The organism is Streptomyces sp. NBC_00090, assembly GCF_045160815.1.
Lineage (GTDB): Bacteria > Actinomycetota > Actinomycetes > Streptomycetales > Streptomycetaceae > Streptomyces.
The window spans coordinates 4,341,313-4,362,304 of sequence record NZ_CP108224.1; the positions used below are offsets into that span (position 1 = coordinate 4,341,313).

Annotated in this window: 27 protein-coding genes; 14 read left to right on the forward strand and 13 right to left on the reverse strand. The window is 73.5% G+C overall.

Going from position 1 to position 20,992, the window contains the following annotated elements; genetic code table 11:
- Nucleotides 1-48: 48 nt before the first annotated feature.
- On the forward strand, nt 49-1,452 hold the full coding sequence (locus tag OG361_RS19350) for a fibronectin type III domain-containing protein (protein ID WP_405855207.1): 1,404 nt from the start codon (nt 49-51) through the stop codon (nt 1,450-1,452).
- Nucleotides 1,453-1,522: 70 nt separating this feature from the next.
- On the opposite strand, the gene OG361_RS19355 is transcribed toward OG361_RS19350, so the two are convergent.
- Entirely contained in the window at nt 1,523-2,257 is a 735-nt protein-coding gene (locus OG361_RS19355; RefSeq protein ID WP_405855209.1) for a cobalt-precorrin-6A reductase, read from the reverse strand.
- A 15-nt stretch (nt 2,258-2,272) separates the two neighbouring features.
- Here OG361_RS19355 and OG361_RS19360 point away from each other — a divergent pair, with 15 nt between their 5' ends.
- Both OG361_RS19360 and OG361_RS19365 read left to right on the forward strand, forming a co-directional pair.
- The gene (locus OG361_RS19360; RefSeq protein WP_405862338.1) at nt 2,273-3,397 is read left to right on the forward strand and encodes a cobalt-precorrin-5B (C(1))-methyltransferase; all 1,125 of its coding nucleotides are present in this window, start codon (nt 2,273-2,275) and stop codon (nt 3,395-3,397) included.
- A gap of 67 nt (nt 3,398-3,464) precedes the next feature.
- Nucleotides 3,465-4,091, forward strand: coding sequence for a GNAT family N-acetyltransferase (locus tag OG361_RS19365; RefSeq protein ID WP_405855211.1), 627 nt, complete (start codon nt 3,465-3,467; stop codon nt 4,089-4,091).
- On the opposite strand, the gene OG361_RS19370 is transcribed toward OG361_RS19365, so the two are convergent.
- Nucleotides 4,079-4,753, reverse strand: a complete 675-nt coding sequence (locus tag OG361_RS19370; RefSeq protein WP_405855213.1) for a hypothetical protein — start codon at nt 4,751-4,753, stop codon at nt 4,079-4,081. The genes OG361_RS19365 and OG361_RS19370 overlap by 13 nt on opposite strands.
- 100 nt (nt 4,754-4,853) lie before the next feature.
- On the opposite strand from OG361_RS19370, the gene OG361_RS19375 reads away from it, so the two are divergent.
- Complete coding sequence (locus OG361_RS19375) at nt 4,854-4,928, forward strand: 50S ribosomal protein bL37 (RefSeq protein ID WP_015034725.1); 75 nt, start codon at nt 4,854-4,856, stop codon at nt 4,926-4,928.
- Between the two features lie 173 nt (nt 4,929-5,101).
- On the opposite strand, the gene cobM is transcribed toward OG361_RS19375, so the two are convergent.
- From cobM to OG361_RS19390, 3 genes are all read right to left on the reverse strand, one after another.
- Nucleotides 5,102-5,851 carry a precorrin-4 C(11)-methyltransferase gene (gene cobM / locus OG361_RS19380; protein ID WP_405855215.1) on the reverse strand — a complete coding sequence of 250 codons (750 nt, stop codon included), beginning with the start codon at nt 5,849-5,851 and terminating at the stop codon, nt 5,102-5,104.
- A complete protein-coding gene (cbiE, locus tag OG361_RS19385) occupies nt 5,848-7,131 on the reverse strand; it encodes a precorrin-6y C5,15-methyltransferase (decarboxylating) subunit CbiE (RefSeq protein WP_405855217.1) in 1,284 nt (427 codons plus the stop codon). The genes cobM and cbiE overlap by 4 nt, the downstream gene beginning before the upstream one ends.
- A gap of 69 nt (nt 7,132-7,200) precedes the next feature.
- The gene (locus tag OG361_RS19390; RefSeq protein ID WP_405862340.1) at nt 7,201-7,320 is read right to left on the reverse strand and encodes a DUF6126 family protein; all 120 of its coding nucleotides are present in this window, start codon (nt 7,318-7,320) and stop codon (nt 7,201-7,203) included.
- A 220-nt stretch (nt 7,321-7,540) separates the two neighbouring features.
- Here OG361_RS19390 and OG361_RS19395 point away from each other — a divergent pair, with 220 nt between their 5' ends.
- The 4 genes from OG361_RS19395 to OG361_RS19410 all read left to right on the forward strand — a co-directional run bounded on the left by OG361_RS19395 (nt 7,541) and on the right by OG361_RS19410 (nt 10,150).
- Nucleotides 7,541-8,623, forward strand: a complete 1,083-nt coding sequence (locus OG361_RS19395) for an LLM class flavin-dependent oxidoreductase (RefSeq protein WP_405862342.1) — start codon at nt 7,541-7,543, stop codon at nt 8,621-8,623.
- A 3-nt stretch (nt 8,624-8,626) separates the two neighbouring features.
- A complete protein-coding gene (locus OG361_RS19400) occupies nt 8,627-9,250 on the forward strand; it encodes an FMN reductase (protein ID WP_405855219.1) in 624 nt (207 codons plus the stop codon).
- 91 nt (nt 9,251-9,341) lie between these two features.
- On the forward strand, nt 9,342-9,770 hold the full coding sequence (locus OG361_RS19405; protein ID WP_405855221.1) for a universal stress protein: 429 nt from the start codon (nt 9,342-9,344) through the stop codon (nt 9,768-9,770).
- Between the two features lie 5 nt (nt 9,771-9,775).
- Nucleotides 9,776-10,150, forward strand: coding sequence for a VOC family protein (locus OG361_RS19410; RefSeq protein WP_384560604.1), 375 nt, complete (start codon nt 9,776-9,778; stop codon nt 10,148-10,150).
- A 44-nt stretch (nt 10,151-10,194) separates the two neighbouring features.
- Here the strand turns inward: OG361_RS19410 and OG361_RS19415 are convergent, their stop codons facing one another.
- From OG361_RS19415 to OG361_RS19425, 3 genes are all read right to left on the reverse strand, one after another.
- A complete protein-coding gene (locus OG361_RS19415; RefSeq protein ID WP_405855223.1) occupies nt 10,195-11,271 on the reverse strand; it encodes a MerR family transcriptional regulator in 1,077 nt (358 codons plus the stop codon).
- A 102-nt stretch (nt 11,272-11,373) separates the two neighbouring features.
- On the reverse strand, nt 11,374-12,240 hold the full coding sequence (locus tag OG361_RS19420) for an ABC transporter permease (RefSeq protein ID WP_384560608.1): 867 nt from the start codon (nt 12,238-12,240) through the stop codon (nt 11,374-11,376).
- Nucleotides 12,237-13,205: an ATP-binding cassette domain-containing protein gene (locus OG361_RS19425; protein WP_405855225.1), complete on the reverse strand. Its 969-nt coding sequence runs from the start codon at nt 13,203-13,205 to the stop codon at nt 12,237-12,239. The genes OG361_RS19420 and OG361_RS19425 overlap by 4 nt, the downstream gene beginning before the upstream one ends.
- Nucleotides 13,206-13,511: 306 nt before the next feature.
- Here OG361_RS19425 and OG361_RS19430 point away from each other — a divergent pair, with 306 nt between their 5' ends.
- Complete coding sequence (locus OG361_RS19430; protein ID WP_405855227.1) at nt 13,512-14,066, forward strand: hypothetical protein; 555 nt, start codon at nt 13,512-13,514, stop codon at nt 14,064-14,066.
- On the opposite strand, the gene OG361_RS19435 is transcribed toward OG361_RS19430, so the two are convergent.
- The 5 genes from OG361_RS19435 to OG361_RS19455 all read right to left on the reverse strand — a co-directional run bounded on the left by OG361_RS19435 (nt 14,024) and on the right by OG361_RS19455 (nt 17,715).
- The gene (locus OG361_RS19435; protein WP_405855229.1) at nt 14,024-14,428 is read right to left on the reverse strand and encodes a hypothetical protein; all 405 of its coding nucleotides are present in this window, start codon (nt 14,426-14,428) and stop codon (nt 14,024-14,026) included. The two genes, OG361_RS19430 and OG361_RS19435, sit on opposite strands and share 43 nt — an antisense overlap.
- A gap of 80 nt (nt 14,429-14,508) precedes the next feature.
- Nucleotides 14,509-14,988 (reverse strand): RidA family protein, encoded by a 480-nt coding sequence (locus tag OG361_RS19440; RefSeq protein WP_405862344.1) that lies wholly within the window; start codon nt 14,986-14,988, stop codon nt 14,509-14,511.
- A 14-nt stretch (nt 14,989-15,002) separates the two neighbouring features.
- Nucleotides 15,003-15,329, reverse strand: coding sequence for a hypothetical protein (locus OG361_RS19445; protein ID WP_405855231.1), 327 nt, complete (start codon nt 15,327-15,329; stop codon nt 15,003-15,005).
- 238 nt (nt 15,330-15,567) lie between these two features.
- Nucleotides 15,568-16,041, reverse strand: a complete 474-nt coding sequence (locus OG361_RS19450) for an RrF2 family transcriptional regulator (protein ID WP_405862346.1) — start codon at nt 16,039-16,041, stop codon at nt 15,568-15,570.
- Between the two features lie 90 nt (nt 16,042-16,131).
- Entirely contained in the window at nt 16,132-17,715 is a 1,584-nt protein-coding gene (locus OG361_RS19455; RefSeq protein ID WP_405855233.1) for a PLP-dependent aminotransferase family protein, read from the reverse strand.
- A 76-nt stretch (nt 17,716-17,791) separates the two neighbouring features.
- On the opposite strand from OG361_RS19455, the gene OG361_RS19460 reads away from it, so the two are divergent.
- From OG361_RS19460 to OG361_RS19480, 5 genes are read left to right on the forward strand one after another with little or no spacing between them, the layout of a single operon-like run.
- Nucleotides 17,792-18,628, forward strand: a complete 837-nt coding sequence (locus OG361_RS19460; protein WP_405855235.1) for an alpha/beta fold hydrolase — start codon at nt 17,792-17,794, stop codon at nt 18,626-18,628.
- A 37-nt stretch (nt 18,629-18,665) separates the two neighbouring features.
- Nucleotides 18,666-19,091: a hypothetical protein gene (locus OG361_RS19465; protein ID WP_405855237.1), complete on the forward strand. Its 426-nt coding sequence runs from the start codon at nt 18,666-18,668 to the stop codon at nt 19,089-19,091.
- A gap of 11 nt (nt 19,092-19,102) precedes the next feature.
- Nucleotides 19,103-19,585 (forward strand): hypothetical protein, encoded by a 483-nt coding sequence (locus OG361_RS19470; protein WP_405855239.1) that lies wholly within the window; start codon nt 19,103-19,105, stop codon nt 19,583-19,585.
- A 5-nt stretch (nt 19,586-19,590) separates the two neighbouring features.
- Entirely contained in the window at nt 19,591-20,631 is a 1,041-nt protein-coding gene (locus OG361_RS19475; protein WP_405855240.1) for an endonuclease/exonuclease/phosphatase family protein, read from the forward strand.
- 18 nt (nt 20,632-20,649) lie between these two features.
- On the forward strand, nt 20,650-20,886 hold the full coding sequence (locus tag OG361_RS19480; RefSeq protein WP_405855242.1) for a DUF2630 family protein: 237 nt from the start codon (nt 20,650-20,652) through the stop codon (nt 20,884-20,886).
- The last annotated feature ends 106 nt before the right edge of the window (nt 20,887-20,992 follow it).

Genomic DNA, 20,992 nt, shown 5'->3' on the forward strand with positions numbered 1-20,992 from the left:
TTTCCCTCAGGGCAAGTCCCAGGTCCGGAAAGGGCCCTTCTCTCTGTGATGACTCGTATCCGACTGAGCGCGCTGGCCACGACGGCCGCCCTCGTCGCATCCGGCGGTCTGCTGACCGCCACCCCGGCGGTCGCGGCCGTCACCTGCGTCTCCCCCGTGTGGAAGGCGGAGTACTTCGCCAACTCCACCTTCACCGGCACGCCCAAGCTGACGTCCTGCGACAGCGTCATCGCCGAGAACTACGGCTATGGCGACCCGGCCGGCGGCCGGCTTCCCAAGGACAACTTCTCCGTCCGCTGGACCGTCACCCGCGACTTCGGCTCCGGCGGCCCCTTCACGCTCGCCGCCGAGGCGCAGGACGGGCTGCGCGTCCACGTCGACGGCGTCCGCAAGATCGACCTGTGGAGGGACGTCTCCACGACGCAGAAGAAGACGGTCAGCGTCACGATCCCGTCCGGACGCCACACCATCAGCGTCTACTACGCGGCCTGGACGGGCGCGGCGAACGTCAAGTTCGCCTACACGCCGAACACTTCGGCGACCGTGGACAAGGTCCGCCCGCTCGCGCCGACCGGCGCCACCGTCGCGTACGACCGGACCCTGAACAAGGTCGACCTGAAGTGGGCGGCCAACAAGGAGATGGACCACGCCGGTTACCGCCTCTACCGGCGGCTGCCCACCACCGCCTGGGCGAAGGTCAGCAGCGCCACCGCTCTGATCACCGGCACCTCGTACGTGAACTACCCGCCGCCCACGGGCCAGACGTACCTCTACGAGCTCCGCGCCGTCGACAGGGCCGGCAACGAGTCCTGGGGCGGCACCGACCTCACGGTGGCCTCCGTGGACCGGACGGCCCCGGGCGCTCCGACGGGCCTGAAGGCGGTGGAGAACGACACCTCCGGCGCCGTCCTCACCTGGACCGCGCCCACCGCCACGGACGTGGCCGCATACCGCGTCTACAACGGCTCCACGCTCCTCGACACCGTCTCCGGCACGCAGTACACCCAGGCCGCGGTCACCCCCGGCACGACGTACAACTACACGGTCAAGGCCGTGGACCGGGCCGGCAACGTCTCCGCCGCCGCCGCGGTCTCGCTCACGACCGAGGGCGATCTCGTCGCCCCCGCGCCGGTCGCCGGCCTCACGGCCACCCCGCGCGAGGACGGCGTGCTCCTGGAGTGGACGCCGAACGCCGAGCCCGACGTCAAGCTGTACGAGGTCTACAAGGCCGTGCAGGTCGACGACGGCGACGGCAACCTCGTCTGGGTCGCGCACCGCGTCGAGTACCTCACCGCCGGCGCCTCGTCCTACCTCCACGGCAGCGCGGCGGACGGCGAGACCGTGCTCTACGGCGTCATCGCCATCGACACCTGGAACAACCAGATCTTCTGGAACGACCCGGAGTTCGACTGGGTCGAGGTCACCGAGCTCGGCACCCCCGAGACCGGCTGACGCACCCCGGGGTCTGCTGACGCGCCCGGGGCCGGCTGACGCGCCCGGGGCCGGCGACACGCCCCGAGGCTCAGCCCCGCAGCACCAGGGCGGCGGCCTCCTCGGGGGTCGTCGCCACCGGGACGCCCTCCGGGACCGGCGGGCGGCGGACCACCACGACCGGGACGCCCGCCTCGCGGGCGGCGGTCAGCTTCGGGGCGGTCGCCGCGCCGCCGCTGTCCTTCGTCACCAGCACGTCGATCCGGTGGCGGGCGAGGAGTTCCCGCTCGCCGTCCAGGGTGAAGGGGCCCCGGTCGAGGAGGATCTCGGCGCGGGCCGGCACCGGCGCCTCCGGGGCGTCGACCGAGCGGACCAGGAACCACTCGGGGCGGGCCGCGAAGGCCGCGAGGCCCATCCGGCCCGTGGTCAGGAAGACCCGGTCGCCGAGGCCGGTCAGGGCCCTGGCCGCGTCCTCGAGGGACGCCACCTCGCGCCAGTCGTCACCCTCCACCGGGACCCAGCCGGGGCGGCGCAGCGCCAGCAGGGGAACATGGGCGGTGGCGGCCGCCCGGGCCGCGTTGAAGCTGATCCGCTCGGCGAAGGGATGGGTGGCGTCGATGACCGCGTCCACGGCGTGCTCGCGCACCCACTCCACGAGCCCCTCGACGCCGCCGAAGCCGCCGATCCGCACCTCGCCCGCGGGCAGCCGCGGCGAGGCCACCCGCCCGGCGAGGGAGCTGGTCAGCCGGGTCACCCGTCGGTCGGCGTGCAGCAGTCCGGCGAGCGCGCGGGCCTCGGTGGTCCCCCCGAGAATGAGTATGTGCACAGGAGCCTCTTCGTGATGTCGGGCGGCGGGCGCGAGGCCCAACTCAAGCACACCGGTCTGCGCCCGGGGTGGACGACCGGTGCCTGTGCGACGGCGGCGACGACCGCCGCGTACACGGCCCTCCTCACCGGTGATTTCCCGGACCCGGTGACGATCACGCTGCCGAAGGGGCAGACGCCGGCGTTCGCGCTCACCGCCGAGTCCCTGTCGGACGGATCGGCCATGGCCGCCGTGGTGAAGGACGCGGGCGACGACCCGGACGTCACCCACGGGGCGGTGATCCGCTCGACGGTACGGCTCCTGCCGCCGGGCTCGGGCGTGGTGTTCCGGGCGGGCGAGGGCGTCGGCACGGTCACCCTGCCGGGCCTCCCCCTCGACGTGGGCGAGCCGGCGATCAACCCGGTGCCCCGGCAGCTGATGCGCGAGCACGTCGCCGAGGTCGCCGCCCGGCACGGGGCGCCCGGGGACGTCGAGATCACCGTCTCCGTCGACAACGGCGCCGAGATCGCCCGCTCCACCTGGAACCCCCGGATCGGCATCCTCGGCGGTCTGTCGATCCTCGGCACGACCGGGGTCGTCGTCCCCTACTCCTGCTCGGCGTGGATCGACTCGATCCGCCGGGGCGTGGACGTGGCCCGCGCGGGCGGCCTCACCCATGTGGCGGGCTGCACCGGATCGACCTCCGAGCGCACGATCGCGGGGATGTACGAGCTTCCGGAGATCGCCCTGCTCGACATGGGCGACTTCGCGGGCGCGGTCCTCAAGTACATCCGCCGCCACCCGGTGGACCGGCTCACGATCTGCGGCGGCTTCGCCAAGCTCTCCAAGCTGGCCGCGGGCCATCTGGACCTCCATTCGGCCCGCTCCCAGGTCGACAAGGGCTTCCTCGCCGACCTGGCCCGCACCGGCGGCGCCTCCGAGGCGCTCGCCGCCGAGATCGCGGACGCCAACACGGGCCTCGCCGCGCTCCGGCTCTGCGAGGCGGCCGGCGTGCCGCTGGGCGACCTCGTCGCCGCCCGCGCCCGCGACGAGTCCCTCGCGGTCCTGCGCGGCGCGCCGGTCGCGGTGGACGTCGTCTGCATCGACCGCGCGGGCACGGTCGTGGGGCGCTCGTCGGTACGGGGCCCGGGCGGCGCGTGATTCGCCTTTCCCGGACGGCGCGGAAATCGCCGCGACAGCGCGTGGCGCGGCCGTCGAGAATCCGGGGATGACCGACTTCTCGTACAAGCCCACCCTCACCGGTGACCTGGTGGTTCTCCGTCCCGTCACGGAGGAGGACGTGCCTGCGCTGCTGCCGCTCTTCGAGGACGCGGAGGTGGCCCGGCTGACCGGGTGCCACACCCGGTTCGACGAGCCGGCGCTGCGGAAGTGGTACGGCTCCCGGGGCACGCAGGACGACCGGCTCGACCTCGCCGTCGTGGAGCGGGCGACCGGCCGGGTCGTCGGCGAGGTCGTCCTCAACGACTGGGACGAGGAGAACGAGAGCTGCTCCTTCCGCATCGTCTTCGTCCCGGACGCGGTCGGGCGGGGCCTCGGCACGGAGGCGACCCGGCTGATCGTCGGGTACGGCTTCGAGGCGCTGGGCCTGTACCGGATCCACCTGGAGGTCTACGCCTTCAACCCGCGCGCCCGCCGCGCCTACGAGAAGGCGGGCTTCACGCCCGAGGGCGTCCTGCGCGGGGCGCTGCTGTGGGAGGGCGAGCGGGTGGACGCGACGGTGATGTCGATCCTGGCGCCGGAGTACCGGGCGGGACAGCGGACCCGCTCGCTCGCCGTCCTCCCCTCAGGCCGGGTAGCGGACCCGCTCGCCGCCCTCCCCGCTCAGGCCGGGTAGCCGATCTCCCGTACGTCCTCCGCGAGGCCGTCGGGGTCCGTCTCCGGGTTGAGGGCCGCCACGATCTCCGGGGTCAGGGGGCGCAGGGCGAGGACGTGCCGTACGGCTTCGAGGTCGACGGGACGTTCGTAGTAGTCCGAGGCCCACTCCGCGTACGCCTCCGCCGAGCGGTCCGTGAGCAGGTGGAGGAGGCGACCGGAGCCGTCCGGGTCCGCGTGGCCGTCCAGGTCCGGGAAGTCGACCGGTCCCGTCCGCCAGGCCGTGTCCGCGGGCTCGCGCCAGAGGCAGGCGGTGGTCACGTGCACCCCGTCCTCGTCCGTGAACGCGGGCTCCGTCAGGTACTCCCGGAAGGCATCCGGGACCCCGTCGAGGACCCCGGGCCAGGTCTGCCCGTCCGCGAGCGGCCCGTACGGGCTCAGCGGCGACTCGTGGTCGAAGACGCGCGCGTACGCCCCCGCCGGAGAGAGGACGATCGTGTACTCACCACCGGAGCCGTCCCGCATCGACGCCAGCTGCTCGGTCTCCGACCAGTGCGCGTCGAAGGAGTAGTACCGGCCCTCCCACTCCGGGCTCAGCACGGCGTCCAGCATCGCGAGCCCCCGGGAGTGGTCGCGCAGTTCCTCGATACCCGGCAGCGCCCGGGCCACGTCGTCGACGGTCATAGGTCCATGACACAGCACGGCGCCGACAGCCGACATGCGACCCCCCTGCCGCGAACCTAGGCTTACCAGCACATACCCCCCATGAGTGAGAGGGAGTCCCATGGCGAAGCGAGGCAACAAGCGTCGGGCCCGCAAGAAGAAGAACGCGAACCACGGGAAGCGGCCGAACGCCTGAGCCGTGGTGGTGGCATGGCCGTGATGACGGTGGCCGGGCCCTGAGGGCCCGGCCACCGTCGTGTCCCGGAAGGATCAGCCGGGGATCAGCTGGGGATCGGCAGGGGATCAGCCGGGTATCGGCGGGGGATCGGCCGGGGATCGGCCGGGGATCGGCCGGGGATCCCCGGAGGTTCAGCAGACGTGGCGGTCGCGCGCCGGGTCGTAGAGGTGGCTGTCGCGGAACTGCGAGGCCGCGAGCGTACGGCCGACCAGGATCACCGCCGTCTTGGTGATGCCGGCCTCCTTCATCTGGGCCGCGATGTCCTCCAGCGTGCCCCGCAGGACGATCTCGTCGGGGCGGCTGGCCATCGCCACGACGGCGGCCGGGCAGTCCGCGCCGTAGTGCGGGACGAGCTCGCCGACGACCCGGTCGACGTAGCGGGCGGCGAGGTGGAGGACGAGCAGGGCGCCGCTGCGGCCGAGCGTCGCGAGGTCCTCGCCCTCGGGCATCGGGGTGGCCTGCTGGGCGATCCGGGTGAGGATCACGGTCTGGCCGACCGTCGGCACGGTCAGCTCCCGCTTGAGCGCGGCGGCGGCCGCCGCGAACGCCGGGACGCCCGGCACGACCTCGTACGGAATGCCCACCGCGTCGAGCCGGCGCATCTGCTCGGCGACGGCGCTGAAGACGGACGGGTCGCCGGAGTGCAGCCGGGCCACGTCCTGGCCGTCCTCGTGCGCGCGGACGATCTCGGCGACGATCCGGTCCAGGTCGAGCTGGGCCGTGTCGACGAGCCTGGCGTCCGGCGGGCACTCGGCGAGCAGCTCGGTGGGGACGAGGGAGCCGGCGTAGAGGCAGACCCCGCACTTCGCGAGGGTGCGCGCGCCCCGCACGGTGATCAGGTCGGCCGCGCCCGGGCCCGCGCCGATGAAGTAGACGGTCATGCTTCCTCTTCCTGGGCTTCCTTGGTGGCTTCCGCGGTGGCTTCCGTGGTGGCTTCCTTGGTTACGGACCACTGCGTGACCGGCATCGCCTGGCGCCAGCCGGTGAACCCGCCCACCGGGACGGCGGCGGCGACGGCGAGGCGGACCAGTTCGCCGCCGTGCCGGCGGTAGCGGTCGGCGAGCAGCGCCTCGGACTCCAGCGTCACGGTGTTGGCGACGAGCCGGCCGCCGGCCGGGAGCGCGTCCCAGCAGGCGTCGAGCAGGCCGGGGACGGTGAGGCCGCCGCCGATGAAGACGGCGTCGGGGGTGGGCAGGGCGGCGAGTCCCTCGGGCGCGCGGGCGGTGACGACCCGCAGGCCGGGGACGCCGAGGGCGTCGGCGTTGCGGCCGATGCGCGCGGCCCGCTCGGGGTCCTTCTCGACGGCGATCGCCCGGCACGAGCGGTGGGACCGCATCCATTCGATGCCGATGGAGCCGGAGCCGCCGCCGATGTCCCAGAGGAGTTCGCCGGGGGCGGGGGCGAGCGCGGCGAGCGTGGCGGCGCGGACGTACCGCTTGGTGAGCTGCCCGTCGTGTTCGTACGCCTCGTCGGGCAGGCCGGGCGTGGCACCGAGCCGCAGGGTGCCCGGGTCGCGCACGCAGTCGAGGGCGAGGACATGGAGGGCGTCGGTCCGCTCGTACGGCCAGTCGGCGGCGGTGGCGTCGAGGATCCGCTCGGCGGGGCCGCCGAGCTGTTCCAGGACCCGGACGCGGGTGGCGCCCCAGCCGGTCCGGCGCAGCAGCGCGGCGACCTCGGCGGGGGTGCCGGGGCCCTCGCCGAGGACGAGGAGCCGGCGCCCGGGGTGGAGGGCGGCGGAGAGCGCGGCGAGGGGCCTGGCGACGAGGGAGACGGTCTCGACGGCCTCCAGGGGCCAGCCGAGGCGGGCGCAGGCGTACGAGACGGAGGACGGGTGCGGGTAGACGCGGAGAGCGGCGCGGCGGTCGGCGCCGACGGTCTCCGTGAGGGTGCGGCCGATGCCGTAGAAGGACGGGTCGCCGCTGGCGAGGACGGCGAGCGTGCGGCCCTCGTGGGCGGCGAGCAGGCCGGGGACGGCGGGCCGCAGGGGCGAGGGCCAGGCGATCCGCTCGCCGGGGCACTCGGCGGCGGGCAGCAGGTCGAGCTGGCGGGGGGCGCCGAGGAGGACCTCGGCGGCGCGGAGGACGCGGCGGGAGGTCTCGGGGAGCCCGTCCCAGCCGTCCGCGCCGATTCCGACGACCGAGATCGCTATCGCACCGTTCACGCCGCCGAACTTTACGGGAGTGGCCGGTGGGGGCTACCGCACGGTCACTTCCGGGCGGTCACCGGGCCGTCACTTCTGGGCGTTCTGACCGACGTAGAAGAGGATCCAGACGAAGCCGGCGAAGGCGTGCGTGGCGAAGACGTACACGAAGACGCGGAGCATCACGCCGCGCTCTTTCCAGCGCTCGATGTCGGTCTCGGGTTCGGTCTCGGGTTCGGACTCGGACTCGGACTGGGACTCGGTCATGCGATCCAGAGTACGGGCGGCCGGGTCCGGGCCACGGCGGCCGGGTCCGGGCCACGGGCGGCCGGAATAGAGGGGAGGGGTGCGTCGTTGGACGTGACAGTTTAAGATTCAACCACTGGCTCGGGAACGGACCCGGGGACAGGAAACGCGAGAGGTGAGCACGATGCAGTTCGGGATCTTCACCGTCGGCGACGTGACGACCGACCCCACGACCGGCCGCACCCCCACTGAGCACGAGCGGATCAAGAACACCGTCGCCATCGCGCTCAAGGCCGAGGAGGTCGGACTCGACGTCTTCGCGACCGGCGAGCACCACAACCCCCCGTTCGTGCCCTCCTCCCCCACCACCCTCCTCGGGCACATCGCCGCCCGCACCGAGAACCTGATCCTCTCCACCTCCACGACCCTCATCACCACCAACGACCCGGTGAAGATCGCCGAGGACTACGCGACCCTCCAGCACCTCGCCGACGGCCGCGTGGACCTGATGCTGGGCCGCGGCAACACCGGCCCGGTCTACCCGTGGTTCGGGCAGGACATCCGCCAGGGCATCCCGCTCGCCATCGAGAACTACTCGCTCCTCCACAAGCTGTGGAGGGAGGACGTGGTCGACTGGGAGGGCAAGTTCCGCACGGCCCTCCAGGGCTTCACGTCCACCCCGCGCCCGCTCGACGGCGTCCCGCCGTTCGTCTGGCACGGCTCCATCCGCTCCCCCGAGATCGCCGAGCAGGCCGCCTACTACGGCGACGGCTTCTTCGCGAACCACATCTTCTGGCCCAAGCAGCACACCGAGAAGATGGTCCGGCTCTACCGGCAGCGGTACGCGCACTACGGCCACGGCACCCCCGAGCAGGCGATCGTCGGCCTCGGCGGCCAGATCTTCATGCGGAAGAACTCGCAGGACGCGGTACGCGAGTTCCGCCCGTACTTCGACAACGCGCCGGTCTACGGCCACGGCCCCTCCCTGGAGGAGTTCTCCCGGGAGACCCCGCTGACCGTCGGCTCGCCGCAGGAGGTCATCGAGCGCACCCTCTCCTTCCGCGACTACGTGGGCGACTACCAGCGCCAGCTGTTCCTGGTCGACCACGCCGGACTGCCCCTCAAGACGGTCCTGGAGCAGCTCGACATCCTCGGCGAGGAGGTCGTCCCGGTCCTGCGCAAGGAGTTCGAGAACCTGCGCCCGGCCGGCGTCCCCACCACCGCCCCGCTCCACCCCGCCGTCATTCGCACCGCCAAGGAGGCATGAGTCATGCAGACCCTGAAGCTGGTCGCGGTCTCCGCCGGACTCAGCTCCCCCTCCTCCACCCGGCTGCTCGCCGACCGGCTGCTCCAGGCGACCCGGTACCGGCTGGCCGAGCAGGAGTACGCCGTCGACGTCCAGGTCGTCGAGCTGCGCGACCTGGCCGTCGACATCGCGAAGAACCTCGTCACCGGCTTCCCCTCGGAGAAGCTCCAGGACGCGATCGACGCGGTGACCGGCGCGGACGGGGTCATCGCCGTGACCCCGGTCTTCACCGCCTCGTACAGCGGCCTGTTCAAGTCCTTCTTCGACCTGATCGACCCGGCCGCGCTGACCGGCACCCCGGTCCTGATCGGGGCGACCGGCGGCACCGCCCGCCACTCCCTCGTCCTGGACCACGCCCTGCGGCCGCTCTTCGCCTACCTGCGGGCCCTCACGATCCCGACCGCCGTCTACGCGGCCTCGGAGGACTGGGGCTCTGGCGGCGACGCCTACACGGACGGGCTGCCGTCCCGGATCACCAGGGCCGGGCACGAGCTCGCGGACGCGGTCGCGGCCCGGCCGTCCCGGGAGACCGACGAGGACGAGATCGTCCCCTTCGAGAAGCAGTTGGCCGATCTGCGCCTGGATTGATCCGTTTGTTACGTTGTCGGGGAGCTTCCCTGCGTGTCCCCGGGGTCGCCTGGGGCTGCCCGGGGTTCCCGACAACGAACGGAGGTCGGCGATGGCCGGCGGCAGGATCGTGGTGGGCGTGGACGGATCGGCGCCCTCCCTGAAGGCGCTGAAGTGGGCGGCCGCGCAGGCCGCCCTGACCGGGGACTCCGTCCAGGCGGTGATCAGCTGGGAGTACCCGGCCTCCTGGGCGACGATGATGCCGGGCGTCCCCCCGGAGTTCGACCCCGAGCGGCTCGCCAAGCAGATCCTGGACGAGTCCCTGGACCAGGCCCTCGACCCGAAGACGGCCGCGGCGGCCACCCGCACGGTGGTCGGCGGCAACGCCCCGCAGGCCCTGCTCGACGCGGCGAAGGGCGCGACCCTCCTCGTCGTCGGGGACCGCGGCTACAGCGGCTTCAAGGCGGCGGTCCTGGGCTCGGTCTCGTCCCACGTCACCCAGCACTCCCCCTGCCCCGTCGTCGTCGTCCGAGGAGAGTGAGCGCGATGGACATCAAGCTGGAACTGATCGGCGTCCCCGTCACCGACATCGACCGGGCCAAGGCCTTCTACGAGCGGGTCGGGTTCCACGCCGACCACGACATCCCGGTCGGCGACGACATCCGCTTCGTCCAGATGACCCCGCCCGGCTCGGCCTGCTCGATCGCCTTCGGCAAGGGCATCACGGAGATGGCCCCGGGCTCCCTCGACAACATGCAGGTCGTCGTCGTGGACATCGAGGAGGCCCACGCCGACCTCACCGCCCGCGGGATCGAGGTCAGCGGGATCGACGACCAGCCCTGGGGCTCCTTCGTCTACTTCGCCGACCCCGACGGCAACCGCTGGGCGGTCCAGCAGACCACCCCGCGCACGGCGGCCTAGGGTCTGTCCGGCGGGATCAGGGCCGGACAGACCCTGGAAATCCCCTAGACGACGTCCGCCACCACGCACGACACGTTGTCCGGGCCGCCCCGCCCGTCGGCCTCGGCCAGCGCCAGGGCGGCGAGCGCCCGGACCGTGTCCTCGGGACCGGAACCCGCCGCGAGGACGGTGTGGAGCTCCGGCTCCGGCACGACCGCCGAGAGGCCGTCCGTGCACAGCAGCCAGCGGTCGCCGGGCCGCCCCTCGTACAGGCTCAGATCCGGTACGGGGCTGCCGCCCGCGCCGTCGAGGGCCCGCAGGAGCAGCGCCCGGTCCGGGTGCGCCGCCGCCTCCGCCGGGTCGAGCTCACCGGCCTCCACCCGCTCCTGGACGACGGTGTGGTCCCGGGTGAGGCGCCTGAGCTCCCCGCCCCGCAGCAGATACGCCCGCCCGTCCCCGACATGGGCGAGCGCGAGCCGGTCGCCCGTCCACACCCCGGCCGTCAGGGTCGTCCCCGAGCCGGGCGCCGCCGCCCCGACCGCCGCGTCCGCGCGGCGGACGCCGTCCTCCAGAGCGTTCAGCAGGTCCCCGGCCCGGTCGGGCGCCGGGAGCAGCGCCTCGATCTCCGCGAGGGCGGCCGTCGCGGCCCGCTCCCCCGCCGCCCCGTAGCCGTCCGCGACGGCCAGCAGCCGCGGTCCGGCGTGCGCCCGGTCCTGGTTCGTCTCCCGCACCCGTCCGCGCTCCGAGAGCGCGGCGGAGCGCAGCCCGTAGGGCCGTGCGTGCGTCGTCGTCATCGTCGTCGTCATGTCCGTGGGTCCTCCCAACCGGTCCACCAGGGAGGCCGCCAGATCCCGCCGCGCCGCCGTCTCCGCCTCGACCCGCGCCCAGTAGGCGCGGACCGTGCGGGCCGCCGCCCCCGGATCCGTACCGTGCAGCACGCACACGTCCCGGACCTCGACGAGCGGCATCCCGATCCGCCGCAGCCAGGCCACCAGGCGCGCCCGCTCCACCTGCGCCCCGGCGTAGTACCGGTAGCCGGTGTACGCGTCGACGCGGGCCGGCGTCAGCAGGCCGAGCTCGTCGTAGCGGCGCAGCGCCTTGGCGGAGAGCCGGGACGCGCGGGCGAACTCCCCGATCGTCATGAGCCGTTCCACCGGCGTGCCACCTCCCCGTACCGGACGCCCCGTCGGCCTCCGGCACCGCCGATGCTGGGCCTTCCCCCGCGGGGAAGGTCAACCGGCCCACTACTTGCGGTTGTACAGCCGCATCGTGAACCAGCCGAAGACCAGCACGAACAGGGCCGACCAGCCCAGTGTCCAGGCGATGTCCACGCCCGGCCAGCGGCCCGCCATCAGTTCGCGGACCGCGGTCGCGAGGTGGGTCACCGGGTTGTTGTTCACGAAGGCCTGGAGCCAGCCCGGCATCGTCTTCGGGTCGACGAAGACGTTGGAGAGGAAGGTGAGCGGGAAGATCACCATCATCGAGACGCCCATGACGGACTTCTCGCTGCGCAGCAGCAGACCGAACATCGTCCAGATCCACGAGAACGCGAACGAGAACACCAGCAGCAGCGCGACGCCGAGCAGGACGCCGGCGATCCCGCCGTCCGGCCGGTAGCCGATGATCACGCCGACCGTGAGCATGACCGCCGAGGCGATCAGATAGCGGACGACGTCACCGAGGAGATAGCCGACCATCGGCGCGGGCCGCCAGATCGGCAGGGTCCGGAAGCGGTCGAAGACGCCCTTCTCGATGTCGGTGTTGACCGAGACGCCCGTGTACATCGTGATCATCACGACGCTCATGACGAGGATGCCCGGCAGCAGGAACTGGATGTACTCCGAGACCGAGCCGGCCAGCGCGCCCCCGAAGAGGTACGTGTACATCAGCACCATCATGATCGGGAACGCCGTCACGTCGAACAGCTGCTCCGGCACGTGCTTGATCTTGAGCATGGCCCGCCAGCCGAAGGTCAGCGACGCGGAGAGCGCGCTGGGGCGCGGCGGACGGGACCGTCCCACGAACAGCGCCGCGAGCTCGTCCGCCTTCGGGGCGACGAAGTCGAGGGCCTCGGTCGTCTGCGTGTCCTTGCCGGTGGTGACGGTGGTCATGCCGTCGTTCCCTTCCGGTCGGTGAGGGCGAGGAAGACCTCGTCGAGGCTGGGCTGCCCGAGCCCGAAGTTGTCGACCGTGATCCCGGACCTCGCGAGTTCGGCGAGGGCGCGCGCGGCCTGTTCGGAGGCGCCCAGGTCCGTCCCGTGGCCGTTGACGGTGGCGGTGAGCGCGACCGGGTCCGCGTCGAGCTGGACGGTGGCGTTCAGGGCGCCCCGGAGGACCCGCTCGGCCGCCGGGCGCTGCTCGGGATCCCGGAGCCGTACGTGCACCGAACCCGAGCCGACGGAGGCCTTCAGCTCGCCCTTGGTGCCCTCCGCGATCACCTTTCCGTGGTCGATGACGGCGATACGGGACGCCAGCTGGTCCGCCTCGTCGAGGTACTGGGTGGTCAGCATGACCGTGGTGCCCTGGGCGACCACCGCGCGGACGATGTCCCAGACCTGGTTGCGGCTGCGCGGGTCGAGCCCGGTCGTCGGTTCGTCGAGGAAGAGCAGGTCGGGGGTGTTGAGGATGGACGCGGCGATGTCGATGCGGCGCCGCATGCCTCCCGAGTAGTTCTTGATCTGCTTGTCGGCGGCGTCCGCGAGCCCGAACGCGCCGAGCAGCTGCGCGGAGCGCTCGCGGGCGTCGGGGCGGGTGTGGCCGAGCAGCCGGCCCAGCAGGACCAGGTTCTCGGTGCCGGTCAGGTCCTCGTCGACGGAGGCGTACTGGCCGGTGAGGCTGACCCGGCCGCGCACGGTGTCGGCGTCCCCGACGACGTCCTTGCCGAAGACGCTGGCCCGGCCGCCGTCGGGGCGGAGGAGGGTGGCGAGCATCTTGACGACGGTGGTCTTGCCGGCGCCGTTGGGGCCGAGGACGCCGTAGACGGTCCCGGCGGGGACGTGCAGGTCGATGCCGTCGACGGCGCGGTTCGTGCCGAAGACCTTGACCAGGCCCTCGGTCTCGATGGCGAGGTCGGTCATGCCGTTCCTCCGCGGCTGTCCGGGGCTACGGGACTACGGGACTACGGGACTATCGGAAAGAGAGCGCTCCTCCCAGTCTCCGTCGCACCGCGCGGGATCGCCAGGCCGGCGGGGCGGCTGGAAGAGGCGGGGGCGGGTCGGGAAGGGGGCGGGCGGAGGAGCCGGGGCGTCGGGCGGAGGAGCCGGGGCGTCGGGCGGAGGAAGCGGGCGGGAGTCGGACGGAGGAGTGTCTCTCCGCCGCGCGGCGGAGGAGGACCGGCCGCCGGGGCGACGCCCCGCCCCGGGGGGCGGCGGGACGCTGGACGCATGCTGAAGATCAAGGCCCTTCCCGACGTGCCCCGCTGGGCCGTCCTCGCCGCCCACGCCGTCCCGCTCGTCACCCTTCCCTCCGGGCTGTGGCGCCTCGCCCTCGTCGCCGGGCTGCCGGTCACGCAGGACGCCGAGCTGGGCTCGATGAACTTCGGCGAGTCCGTGTACGTCGTCTCGCTCAGCGTCGTCTCCGAGCTGCTCGCCTTCCTCACCCTGGGGCTCGTCCGCTCCTGGGGCGAGGTCTTCCCCCGGTGGATGCCCTTCCTGGGCGGGCGCCGGGTGAACCCGGCCGCCGCGACGGGCGCGGCCTTCGCCGGCGTGGCGGGGCTGTGCGCGATCGCCGGGTGGGGCGTGTACGCCTCGTACGCGGACCTGGGGCCCGGCATCCCCGCCTCCGCGGCCCAGGAGGCCCTGCTCGTCGCCTGTTACGCGCCCCTGCTCGCCTGGCCGGTGCTCGTCGCCGCCGTCGCCGCCTCGTACCACCGGCGCCGCCGGGCCGCGGGGCGCCGTCAGTACGGCGCGGGCCGGCCGACGGCGTCCTCGTGGGTGTAGTACACGTAGTAGGCGCCGAGCGTGTTGACCGCGGCGACGGCCAGTCCGAGCCCGCTCGACGACAGGATGCTGGCGTCGGACAGGCTGAAGAGGAAGCCGACGGCGATCCCCGACAGGGAGCCCCACGCGGCAGCACGCAGCTCACGGGGGAGGGCGCGGCCGAAGCGGTGGAGCATGTGGATCGCCACGGCGAGGACGATGGCGGAGACAAGGCCGAGCCACAGCTGTCCGAGGGTGGTCGGACCGCCCTGGCGCGCGACCGTCGAGGCGTAGAGGCCGTACAGGACACCGATCGTGACCGGGAATCCCCAGCCGTGCGTACTGAACCGGCGCCCGGTGGACACCGCTGCGTGTGCGGCCATGGCAGGAGCTCCTTCGTCTCTCGCCCCCCTGGTTCCCGCACCCTCCAGGGCACACCCCCGCCGGGCGCCCCGCAAGTGGATCAGGCGCCCCGAGGTGTCTCCTCGGCCGGGCGTACGGCGACGGCGTCGATCTCGAAGAGCATGCCCGGCAGGGCGAGCGCAGCGACCCCGCTGAGGGTCTGCGCGGGCAGCCGCTCGCCGAAGTGCGCGTGCAGGGCCCTGCCGAGGACCTCCAGCTTGGCGAGGTCGTGCTCGACGACGTACGAGCCGAGGCGGACGACGTGGGCGAGACCGAGGCCGGCCCCCTCCAGGGCGTGCCGCAGGTTGGTGAGGGAGAGCTCGACCTGGGCGGCGAAGTCCCCGGGGACGGGGGCTCCGGCGGCGTCGGAGGCGTACTGGCCGGCGATGAAGACGAGTTCGCCGGGCGCGGAGACGGCGTGGCTGTAGCCGAAGGGGGTGGGGTCGTGGAGCGTGGCGGGGTTGGTGATGGTGCGCCGGTCGGCGGTGGAAGTGCGGTCGTCGGCGGAGGTGAGGTCGTCGGCGGAAGTGTGGTCGTTCATGGGCGTGCGGTCGTTCATGAGGGGGCGTTCCTTCCGGAGAGTGCGGCCACCGGGGCGGCGGCCAGGGTGAGCGCGGCGCCCGCCAGGAGCACCGCGGTGAGGTCGTACGCGTCGGCCGGCAGCCCGCCGAGGAGGGCGCCGAGGGCGATCGCGAGGCAGAAGACGCTGACGTTGAGGCCGGTGGCGGCCTCCAGGTCGTCGGGGGCCGCGGCCATGAACCAGGACTGGAGCGCGACCGGGACCCCGCCGTAGGCGAGCCCCCAGAGGAGCAGCAGCCCGGCGCCGGCGGTGGTCGTGTCCCCGACGGCGACGGCGGCGACGAGGCCGGGCACGGTCACCATGAGGGCCGCGGCGCCCTCGGTGACGGACAGGTCGGCGGCGGCCGGGGTGAGCCAGTCCGACCGGCAGCAGTTCGGCGGTCATGACGGTGAAGATGCCGAGTGTGACGGCGGCGACGGCGGGCCCGCCGGACCCACGACCGGCCCTACGACCGACCTCGCGATCAGACCCCTTAACCTGGATATCTAACATCCAGAATAACCCCCTCGAAGGCCCTCCCACGCGGGGAGGACGCTTGTGTCAGACGTTGGCGAACCAGCGGCGGAGCCGGTCGGGCGCGGCCGGCGCCTGGAGCTCCGCCCGCTCCCGGACGCCGTCCAGGGTCTGGGCCATGAGCTCCCGCCGCCAGGCCAGTTCGGCCCGCCCCATCGCCCCGGCGATGGCACACTCGGCGGCGTACGACTCCGACGGCCCCGCCCCCGGACCCTGCTGCCGGATCTCGGTGCAGCGGAAGGCCTCATCAGGGCCTTCGACCGCGGCGACGACATCCATGAGCGTGATCCGGTCCAGGGCCCGCGCCAGCCGGAAGCCGCCCTTGGGGCCGGAGACCGAGGTGACGATCCCGGCGCGGGCGAGCGCCTGGAGCTGCTTGGTGAGGTAGGCGGCGGGCAGCTCGTGGTAGGCCGCGAGCCGCGCGGCGGTGACCGCCCGCTCCGGCCCGATCCAGGCCAGGTTCAGGCAGCTGTGCAGCGCCCACTCCACGCCTTCGCTCATCCTCATGATCCTGGACTCTACATATCCAGAATAAGGGAGGCAAGGGTAAGAGGCCCCCGCCCCGACCGGGGCAGCGGGGCACCCGCGGGCTCAGGCCCCTTCGGCGGCCAGCGCCGCGAGACGGGCGAGCGCCCCGTCGAGCACCGCGCGGGGCGGTGAGGCGAGGCCCACCCGGATCGCGTCCGGGGCCGATCCCGGGCCCACCGCGAAGGCGCTCCCGGGGGTGACCGCGACCCCCGCGCGCTCGGCCGCCGCCGCCGCGAAGGTCTCCGCCCGCCAGGGCGCGGGCAGCTCCCACCAGCAGTAGTAGGCGTGCGGGGAGGTCCGTACCGCGTATCCGCCGAGGTGGCGCCGGACCAGGGCGTGCCGGGCCTCCGTCTCCGCGCGTTTGACCGCGACGGCCTCGGCGACCGTGCCGTCCCCGGCCCAGCGGGTGGCCGCCGCGAGCGCGAGCCCGCCCGCCGTCCAGGCCCCGGAGCGCAGCGCCTCCGCCACCGCCGTACGCAGCCGCCCGGGCACGACGAGATAGCCGACGGTCAGCCCGGGGGCGAGCCGCTTGGAGAGGCTGTCCACCAGAACGACCCGCTCGGGGGCGTACGCGGCGAGGGGCGCAGGCGCGCCACGCGGGGCGGATGCGCCGTGCGGGGCGGATGCGCCGTGCGGGGCGGATGCGCCGTGCGGGGCGGGCGCGCCGTGCGGGGCGGGCGCGCCATGCGGGGCGGATGCGCCATGCGGGGCGAGTGCGCCATGCGGGGCGAGTGCGCCATGCGGGGCGAGTGCGCCATGCGGGGCGGGCACGCCGTGCGGGGCGGGCCCGGACGGCGGCACCGGTGCGGCCCGCGGGTCCGGTGCGCCGCGCCGCACGGGCCCGGGCGGCAGCAGGAACGCCCAGGTGGTGTCCTCGACGGCCGTCAGCTCCAGGCGGCGCAGCAGTTCGGCCAGTTCGGTCCGCCGGCCCTCCCCCGCGGTCACGGAGAGCGGGTTGTGCAGGGTCGGCTGGAGGTATACGGCGGCCAGCGGGGTCGCCCGGTGGGCCGCCGCGAGCGCCTCCGGCCGTACCCCCTCGTCGTCGAGGGCGAGCGGCACCAGCCGGATCCCGAGCCGTTCGGCCACCGCCTTGACCAGCGGATACGTAAGCGTCTCGACACCCAGGCGGCCGCCGGGCGGGACGAGCGCGGAGAGTGCCGCCGCGATGGCCTGGCGGCCGTTCCCCGCGAAGAGGACGCTCTCGGGGTCCGGCGCCCAGCCCGGCCGGGCGAGGACGGACACCGCCGCCTCCCGGGCCTCCGGGGTGCCGGTGGCGGCGGCCGGTCCCGAGACGGCCTCGGCCAGCACGTCGGGCCGGGAGAGCGCCGCGAGCGCGCGGGCCATCAGCTCCGACTGCCCCTCCGCGACCGGGTAGTTGAGCTGGAGGTCGACGGGCGCGGCCCCGGTGGCCTCGGCGAGCGCGGGCCCGGGCAGCGGCGGCGCGGCCCGGACGAAGGTGCCGCGCCCGACCTCCCCGACGACCAGGCCCCGGCGGGCCAGCTCCCCGTAGACGCGGATCGCCGTCGAGTTCGCGATCCCGTGGCGGCGGGCGAACACCCGCTGTGGCGGCAGCCGGTCACCGGGGCTCAGCCGACCGTCCCGCACGGCGGCCTCGACCCGGTCCGCGATCCTGCGGTACTCCTCCATGGCGACCCCTCCCCCTATTGCACCGAGAGCAAAGATCTCATTGCACCGAGCAGTTGGCCACGCCTAGCCTCCGACCATGGACTTCGCACAGATCGACGACACCCCGATCGCCTACGAGGAGCGCGGCTCCGGCCCCGCGCTCCTCCTCGTCCACGGCCATCCGTTCGACCACTCCATGTGGCGGCCGCAGCTCGACCGCTTCTCCCGCACGCACCGGGTGATCGCCCCCGACCTGCGCGGCTACGGCATCACCCCGCTCGGCGCGTACCCCGCCTCGACGGGCCCCGCCTCCACCGGCCCCGCCTCCACCGACCTCGGCGTCTTCGCCGAGGACCTCGTCGGCCTCCTCGACCACCTCCGCATCGACGAGTGCGTCGTCGCCGGCCTCTCCATGGGCGGCCAGATCGCCATGGAGCTCCACCGCCGCCACCCGGAGCGCGTCCGGGGCCTCGTCCTCGCCGACACCTTCCCCGCCGCCGAGACCGAGGAGGGCAGGGCCGCCCGGAACGCCATGGCCGACCGGCTGCTCGCCGGAGGCGCGGACGCGATGCGGGAGTACGCCGACGAGGTCCTGGACCGGATGGTCGCCCCGTACAACACGCATGCCGCGCCGCACGTCCACCGCATGATGTGCGCGACCGACCCGGTCGGCGCCGCCGCCGCCCTGCGCGGCCGGGCCGAGCGGCCCGACTACCGGGAGTCGCTCACCACGGTCGCCGTGCCCGCGCTCGTCGTGGTCGGCCGGGACGACACGTACACCCCGGTCGCGGACGCGGAGGAGATGCACGCGCTGCTCCCGCACGCCACGCTCGCCGTGATCGAGCGGGCCGCGCACCTGCCCAACCTGGAGCGGCCCGAGGAGTTCGACGCCGTACTCGACTCCTACCTCCGCTCACTCGTTCGGCCCAGCTGAAAGTTCGGAATCGTACGAACGCTCCCACGATGGGGTCATGAGCCAGAACACCGCACCCCGCAATCCGAGCACCTCCGGCGCCTGGGCCACCGGCGGCACCCTCTTCGCCGGTGTCCTCATGCTGGTCACCGGATTCCTGGACGTCTTCCAGGGCATCGCCGGTATCGCCAAGGACGACGTCTACACCCGGGTCGGCGACTACGTCTTCAAGTTCAACCTCACCACCTGGGGCTGGATCCACCTGATCCTCGGCGTCATCCTCACCGTCGCCGGCTACGGCATCCTCAAGGGCGCCGAGTGGGGACGGGTCACCGGCATCGCGCTGGCCTCCCTCAACGTCCTCCTCCAGTTCCTCTTCCTGCCGTACCAGCCGTGGTGGGCGCTCTTCTCCATGGCCATCTCGATCTTCGTGATCTGGGCCCTGGCCACGGACGAGGCCTACGGCCGCGCCGAGACGTTCTGAGGCGGCCGCCCATGAGAGCACAGCACCCGCGCCGACGCGCCACGGGAAGCGCGCAGCACCCGCGCCGACGCGCCACGGGAATCGCCCTCGCCGCCTCCGCACTCCTCGCCGTCACCGTCACCGGCTGCGACGCCGCGAAGGAGACGGCCGGTGACATCGTCTCCTCCGCCACGGCCGCCGTCGCCTCGGCCGCCGAGGAGAAGATGAACGAGGTCAAGGACGGGGTGAACGCCACCGGCGACGTGAAGGCCGGGGCGACGAGCATCGACGGGGACCGCACGGTCGCCGAGATCACCGCGACCAACCCGCAGGACAAGAACGCCGACTACACGGTCATGGTCAACTTCCGTGACGGCGAAGGGAATCTCCTCGACGCGGTCGTCCTCAGCATCGACGGCGTCGAGCCGGGAGGGTCCAAGTCCGGCACGGCACGCAGCAATCGGACGCTCTCGGGCGCCACGACGGCGGAGATCGCGCAGGCCCTGCGACACTGAAGGGCGTGGACCGAGCCCCTGCCCCAGCCGCACCCGTGACGAGCACGAGCACGAACACTCCTTCGCCCGAGAAGCCCGACGAGCCGCCCCTCCGGCACAGGCACCGCCTCACCGCCTGGGCCGCGGGGCTGCTCCTCGTCGTGCCCGCCCTGATCAGCGGCTGCCGGATCTTCGACACGGACGGGGTCACCCCCGTACCGCAGCTGCTCTCCCTGCTGCCCTGGCTCGCGGTGCCCGCCGGGCTCGGGGTGCTCCTCGCCGCCGCCGCCCGGCGCCGCGTCCTCGCCTTCACGGCCGTCGTGGTCCTCGCCGCCACCGGCTGGAGCTCCCTGCCCTACATGCCGCAGCTCGTCATCTCCAACGGCCTGCCCCTCGCCCGGGTCCGGGTGCTCGCCGCCAACGTCGAGTTCAGCCAGGCCACCGGCACCCTGATCGAGGCGGTCCGGCGCGAGCGCCCCCAGCTCGTGTTCGTGTCGGAGTGCGACCGCGCGTGCGGCCGCGCCCTCACCACCGCCTTCGCCGCCGAACTCCCCCACCACGCCTCGGTCGACGCCGACGGATCCGTCGGCTCCGTCCTGCTCAGCGCCTACCCGCTGACCGACGAGCGGGTCATCCCGGCGGCCATGGGCATGCCGGGCGCCACCGCCGAGATCGCCGGAGTGCCCGTACGCCTGCAACTCGCCCACCCGCTGCCGCCGATGCCGGGCCAGGTGGGCCCCTGGAAGCGGGAGCTCGGCCGGATCGAGGCCGCCGCCGCCCGGCCGGACCCCGGGCCGCTGCTGATCGCCGGAGACTTCAACGCCTCCCAGGACCACGCGGCCTTCCGCGCGATCCTCGACGCCGGGTACCTCCAGGACGCCGCCCGTCTCGCGGACGCGAGCCGCACCCCCACCTGGCCGATGGAAGGCCCCCTGCCGCCGTTCGTCCAGATCGACCACGTCCTGGTCAGCCGGGACTTCAGCGTCCGGGGCATCCGCTTCCTCGACCTCGTGGGCTCCGACCACCGGGCCGTCCTCGCCGATCTCGACCTGCGCGGCGAGCGCTGATCGGCCACGCTGGAAGGCATGGACAACGAGGAGATCCTGGACGACATCGGCGCCCTCGTCGAGGAGGAACGCGTCCTGCGGCAGCGCACGGGCGGACTCCTCCCGGAGGAGCGCGACCGGCTCGCCGAGCTTGAGGTCCGGCTCGACCAGTGCTGGGACCTGCTGCGGCAGCGCCGTGCCAAGGCGGAGTTCGGCGAGGACCCGGACACGGCGGCCGTCCGCCCGGCCTCCGAGGTCGAGTCCTACCGCAACTGACCTCGTCGTGGGCGGCCGGAGCGGCTGACCGGTGCGGGCAGCCGGAGCGGCTGACCGGAGCGGCTGACCCGAGCGGGCAGCCGGAGCGGCTGACCCGAGCGGGCAG

Excerpts from the sequence above, each read along its gene's own strand:
- OG361_RS19460 (WP_405855235.1), top strand. The coding sequence starts at position 17,792 with ATGGACTTCGCACAGATCGACGACACCCCGATCGCCTACGAGGAGCGC.
- OG361_RS19410 (WP_384560604.1), top strand. The coding sequence starts at position 9,776 with ATGGACATCAAGCTGGAACTGATCGGCGTCCCCGTCACCGACATCGAC.
- OG361_RS19455 (WP_405855233.1), bottom strand. The coding sequence starts at position 17,715 with ATGGAGGAGTACCGCAGGATCGCGGACCGGGTCGAGGCCGCCGTGCGG.
- OG361_RS19415 (WP_405855223.1), bottom strand. The coding sequence starts at position 11,271 with ATGACGATCGGGGAGTTCGCCCGCGCGTCCCGGCTCTCCGCCAAGGCG.
- OG361_RS19440 (WP_405862344.1), bottom strand. The coding sequence starts at position 14,988 with ATGAACGACCACACTTCCGCCGACGACCTCACCTCCGCCGACGACCGC.
- OG361_RS19445 (WP_405855231.1), bottom strand. The coding sequence starts at position 15,329 with ATGGTGACCGTGCCCGGCCTCGTCGCCGCCGTCGCCGTCGGGGACACG.
- OG361_RS19350 (WP_405855207.1), top strand. The coding sequence starts at position 49 with ATGACTCGTATCCGACTGAGCGCGCTGGCCACGACGGCCGCCCTCGTC.
- OG361_RS19405 (WP_405855221.1), top strand. The coding sequence starts at position 9,342 with ATGGCCGGCGGCAGGATCGTGGTGGGCGTGGACGGATCGGCGCCCTCC.
- cobM (WP_405855215.1), bottom strand. The coding sequence starts at position 5,851 with ATGACCGTCTACTTCATCGGCGCGGGCCCGGGCGCGGCCGACCTGATC.
- OG361_RS19480 (WP_405855242.1), top strand. The coding sequence starts at position 20,650 with ATGGACAACGAGGAGATCCTGGACGACATCGGCGCCCTCGTCGAGGAG.
- OG361_RS19450 (WP_405862346.1), bottom strand. The coding sequence starts at position 16,041 with ATGAGCGAAGGCGTGGAGTGGGCGCTGCACAGCTGCCTGAACCTGGCC.
- OG361_RS19370 (WP_405855213.1), bottom strand. The coding sequence starts at position 4,753 with ATGACCGTCGACGACGTGGCCCGGGCGCTGCCGGGTATCGAGGAACTG.
- OG361_RS19470 (WP_405855239.1), top strand. The coding sequence starts at position 19,103 with ATGAGAGCACAGCACCCGCGCCGACGCGCCACGGGAAGCGCGCAGCAC.
- OG361_RS19400 (WP_405855219.1), top strand. The coding sequence starts at position 8,627 with ATGCAGACCCTGAAGCTGGTCGCGGTCTCCGCCGGACTCAGCTCCCCC.
- OG361_RS19365 (WP_405855211.1), top strand. The coding sequence starts at position 3,465 with ATGACCGACTTCTCGTACAAGCCCACCCTCACCGGTGACCTGGTGGTT.
- OG361_RS19430 (WP_405855227.1), top strand. The coding sequence starts at position 13,512 with ATGCTGAAGATCAAGGCCCTTCCCGACGTGCCCCGCTGGGCCGTCCTC.
- OG361_RS19395 (WP_405862342.1), top strand. The coding sequence starts at position 7,541 with ATGCAGTTCGGGATCTTCACCGTCGGCGACGTGACGACCGACCCCACG.
- OG361_RS19360 (WP_405862338.1), top strand. The coding sequence starts at position 2,273 with ATGTCGGGCGGCGGGCGCGAGGCCCAACTCAAGCACACCGGTCTGCGC.
- OG361_RS19425 (WP_405855225.1), bottom strand. The coding sequence starts at position 13,205 with ATGACCGACCTCGCCATCGAGACCGAGGGCCTGGTCAAGGTCTTCGGC.
- OG361_RS19420 (WP_384560608.1), bottom strand. The coding sequence starts at position 12,240 with ATGACCACCGTCACCACCGGCAAGGACACGCAGACGACCGAGGCCCTC.
- OG361_RS19465 (WP_405855237.1), top strand. The coding sequence starts at position 18,666 with ATGAGCCAGAACACCGCACCCCGCAATCCGAGCACCTCCGGCGCCTGG.
- OG361_RS19435 (WP_405855229.1), bottom strand. The coding sequence starts at position 14,428 with ATGGCCGCACACGCAGCGGTGTCCACCGGGCGCCGGTTCAGTACGCAC.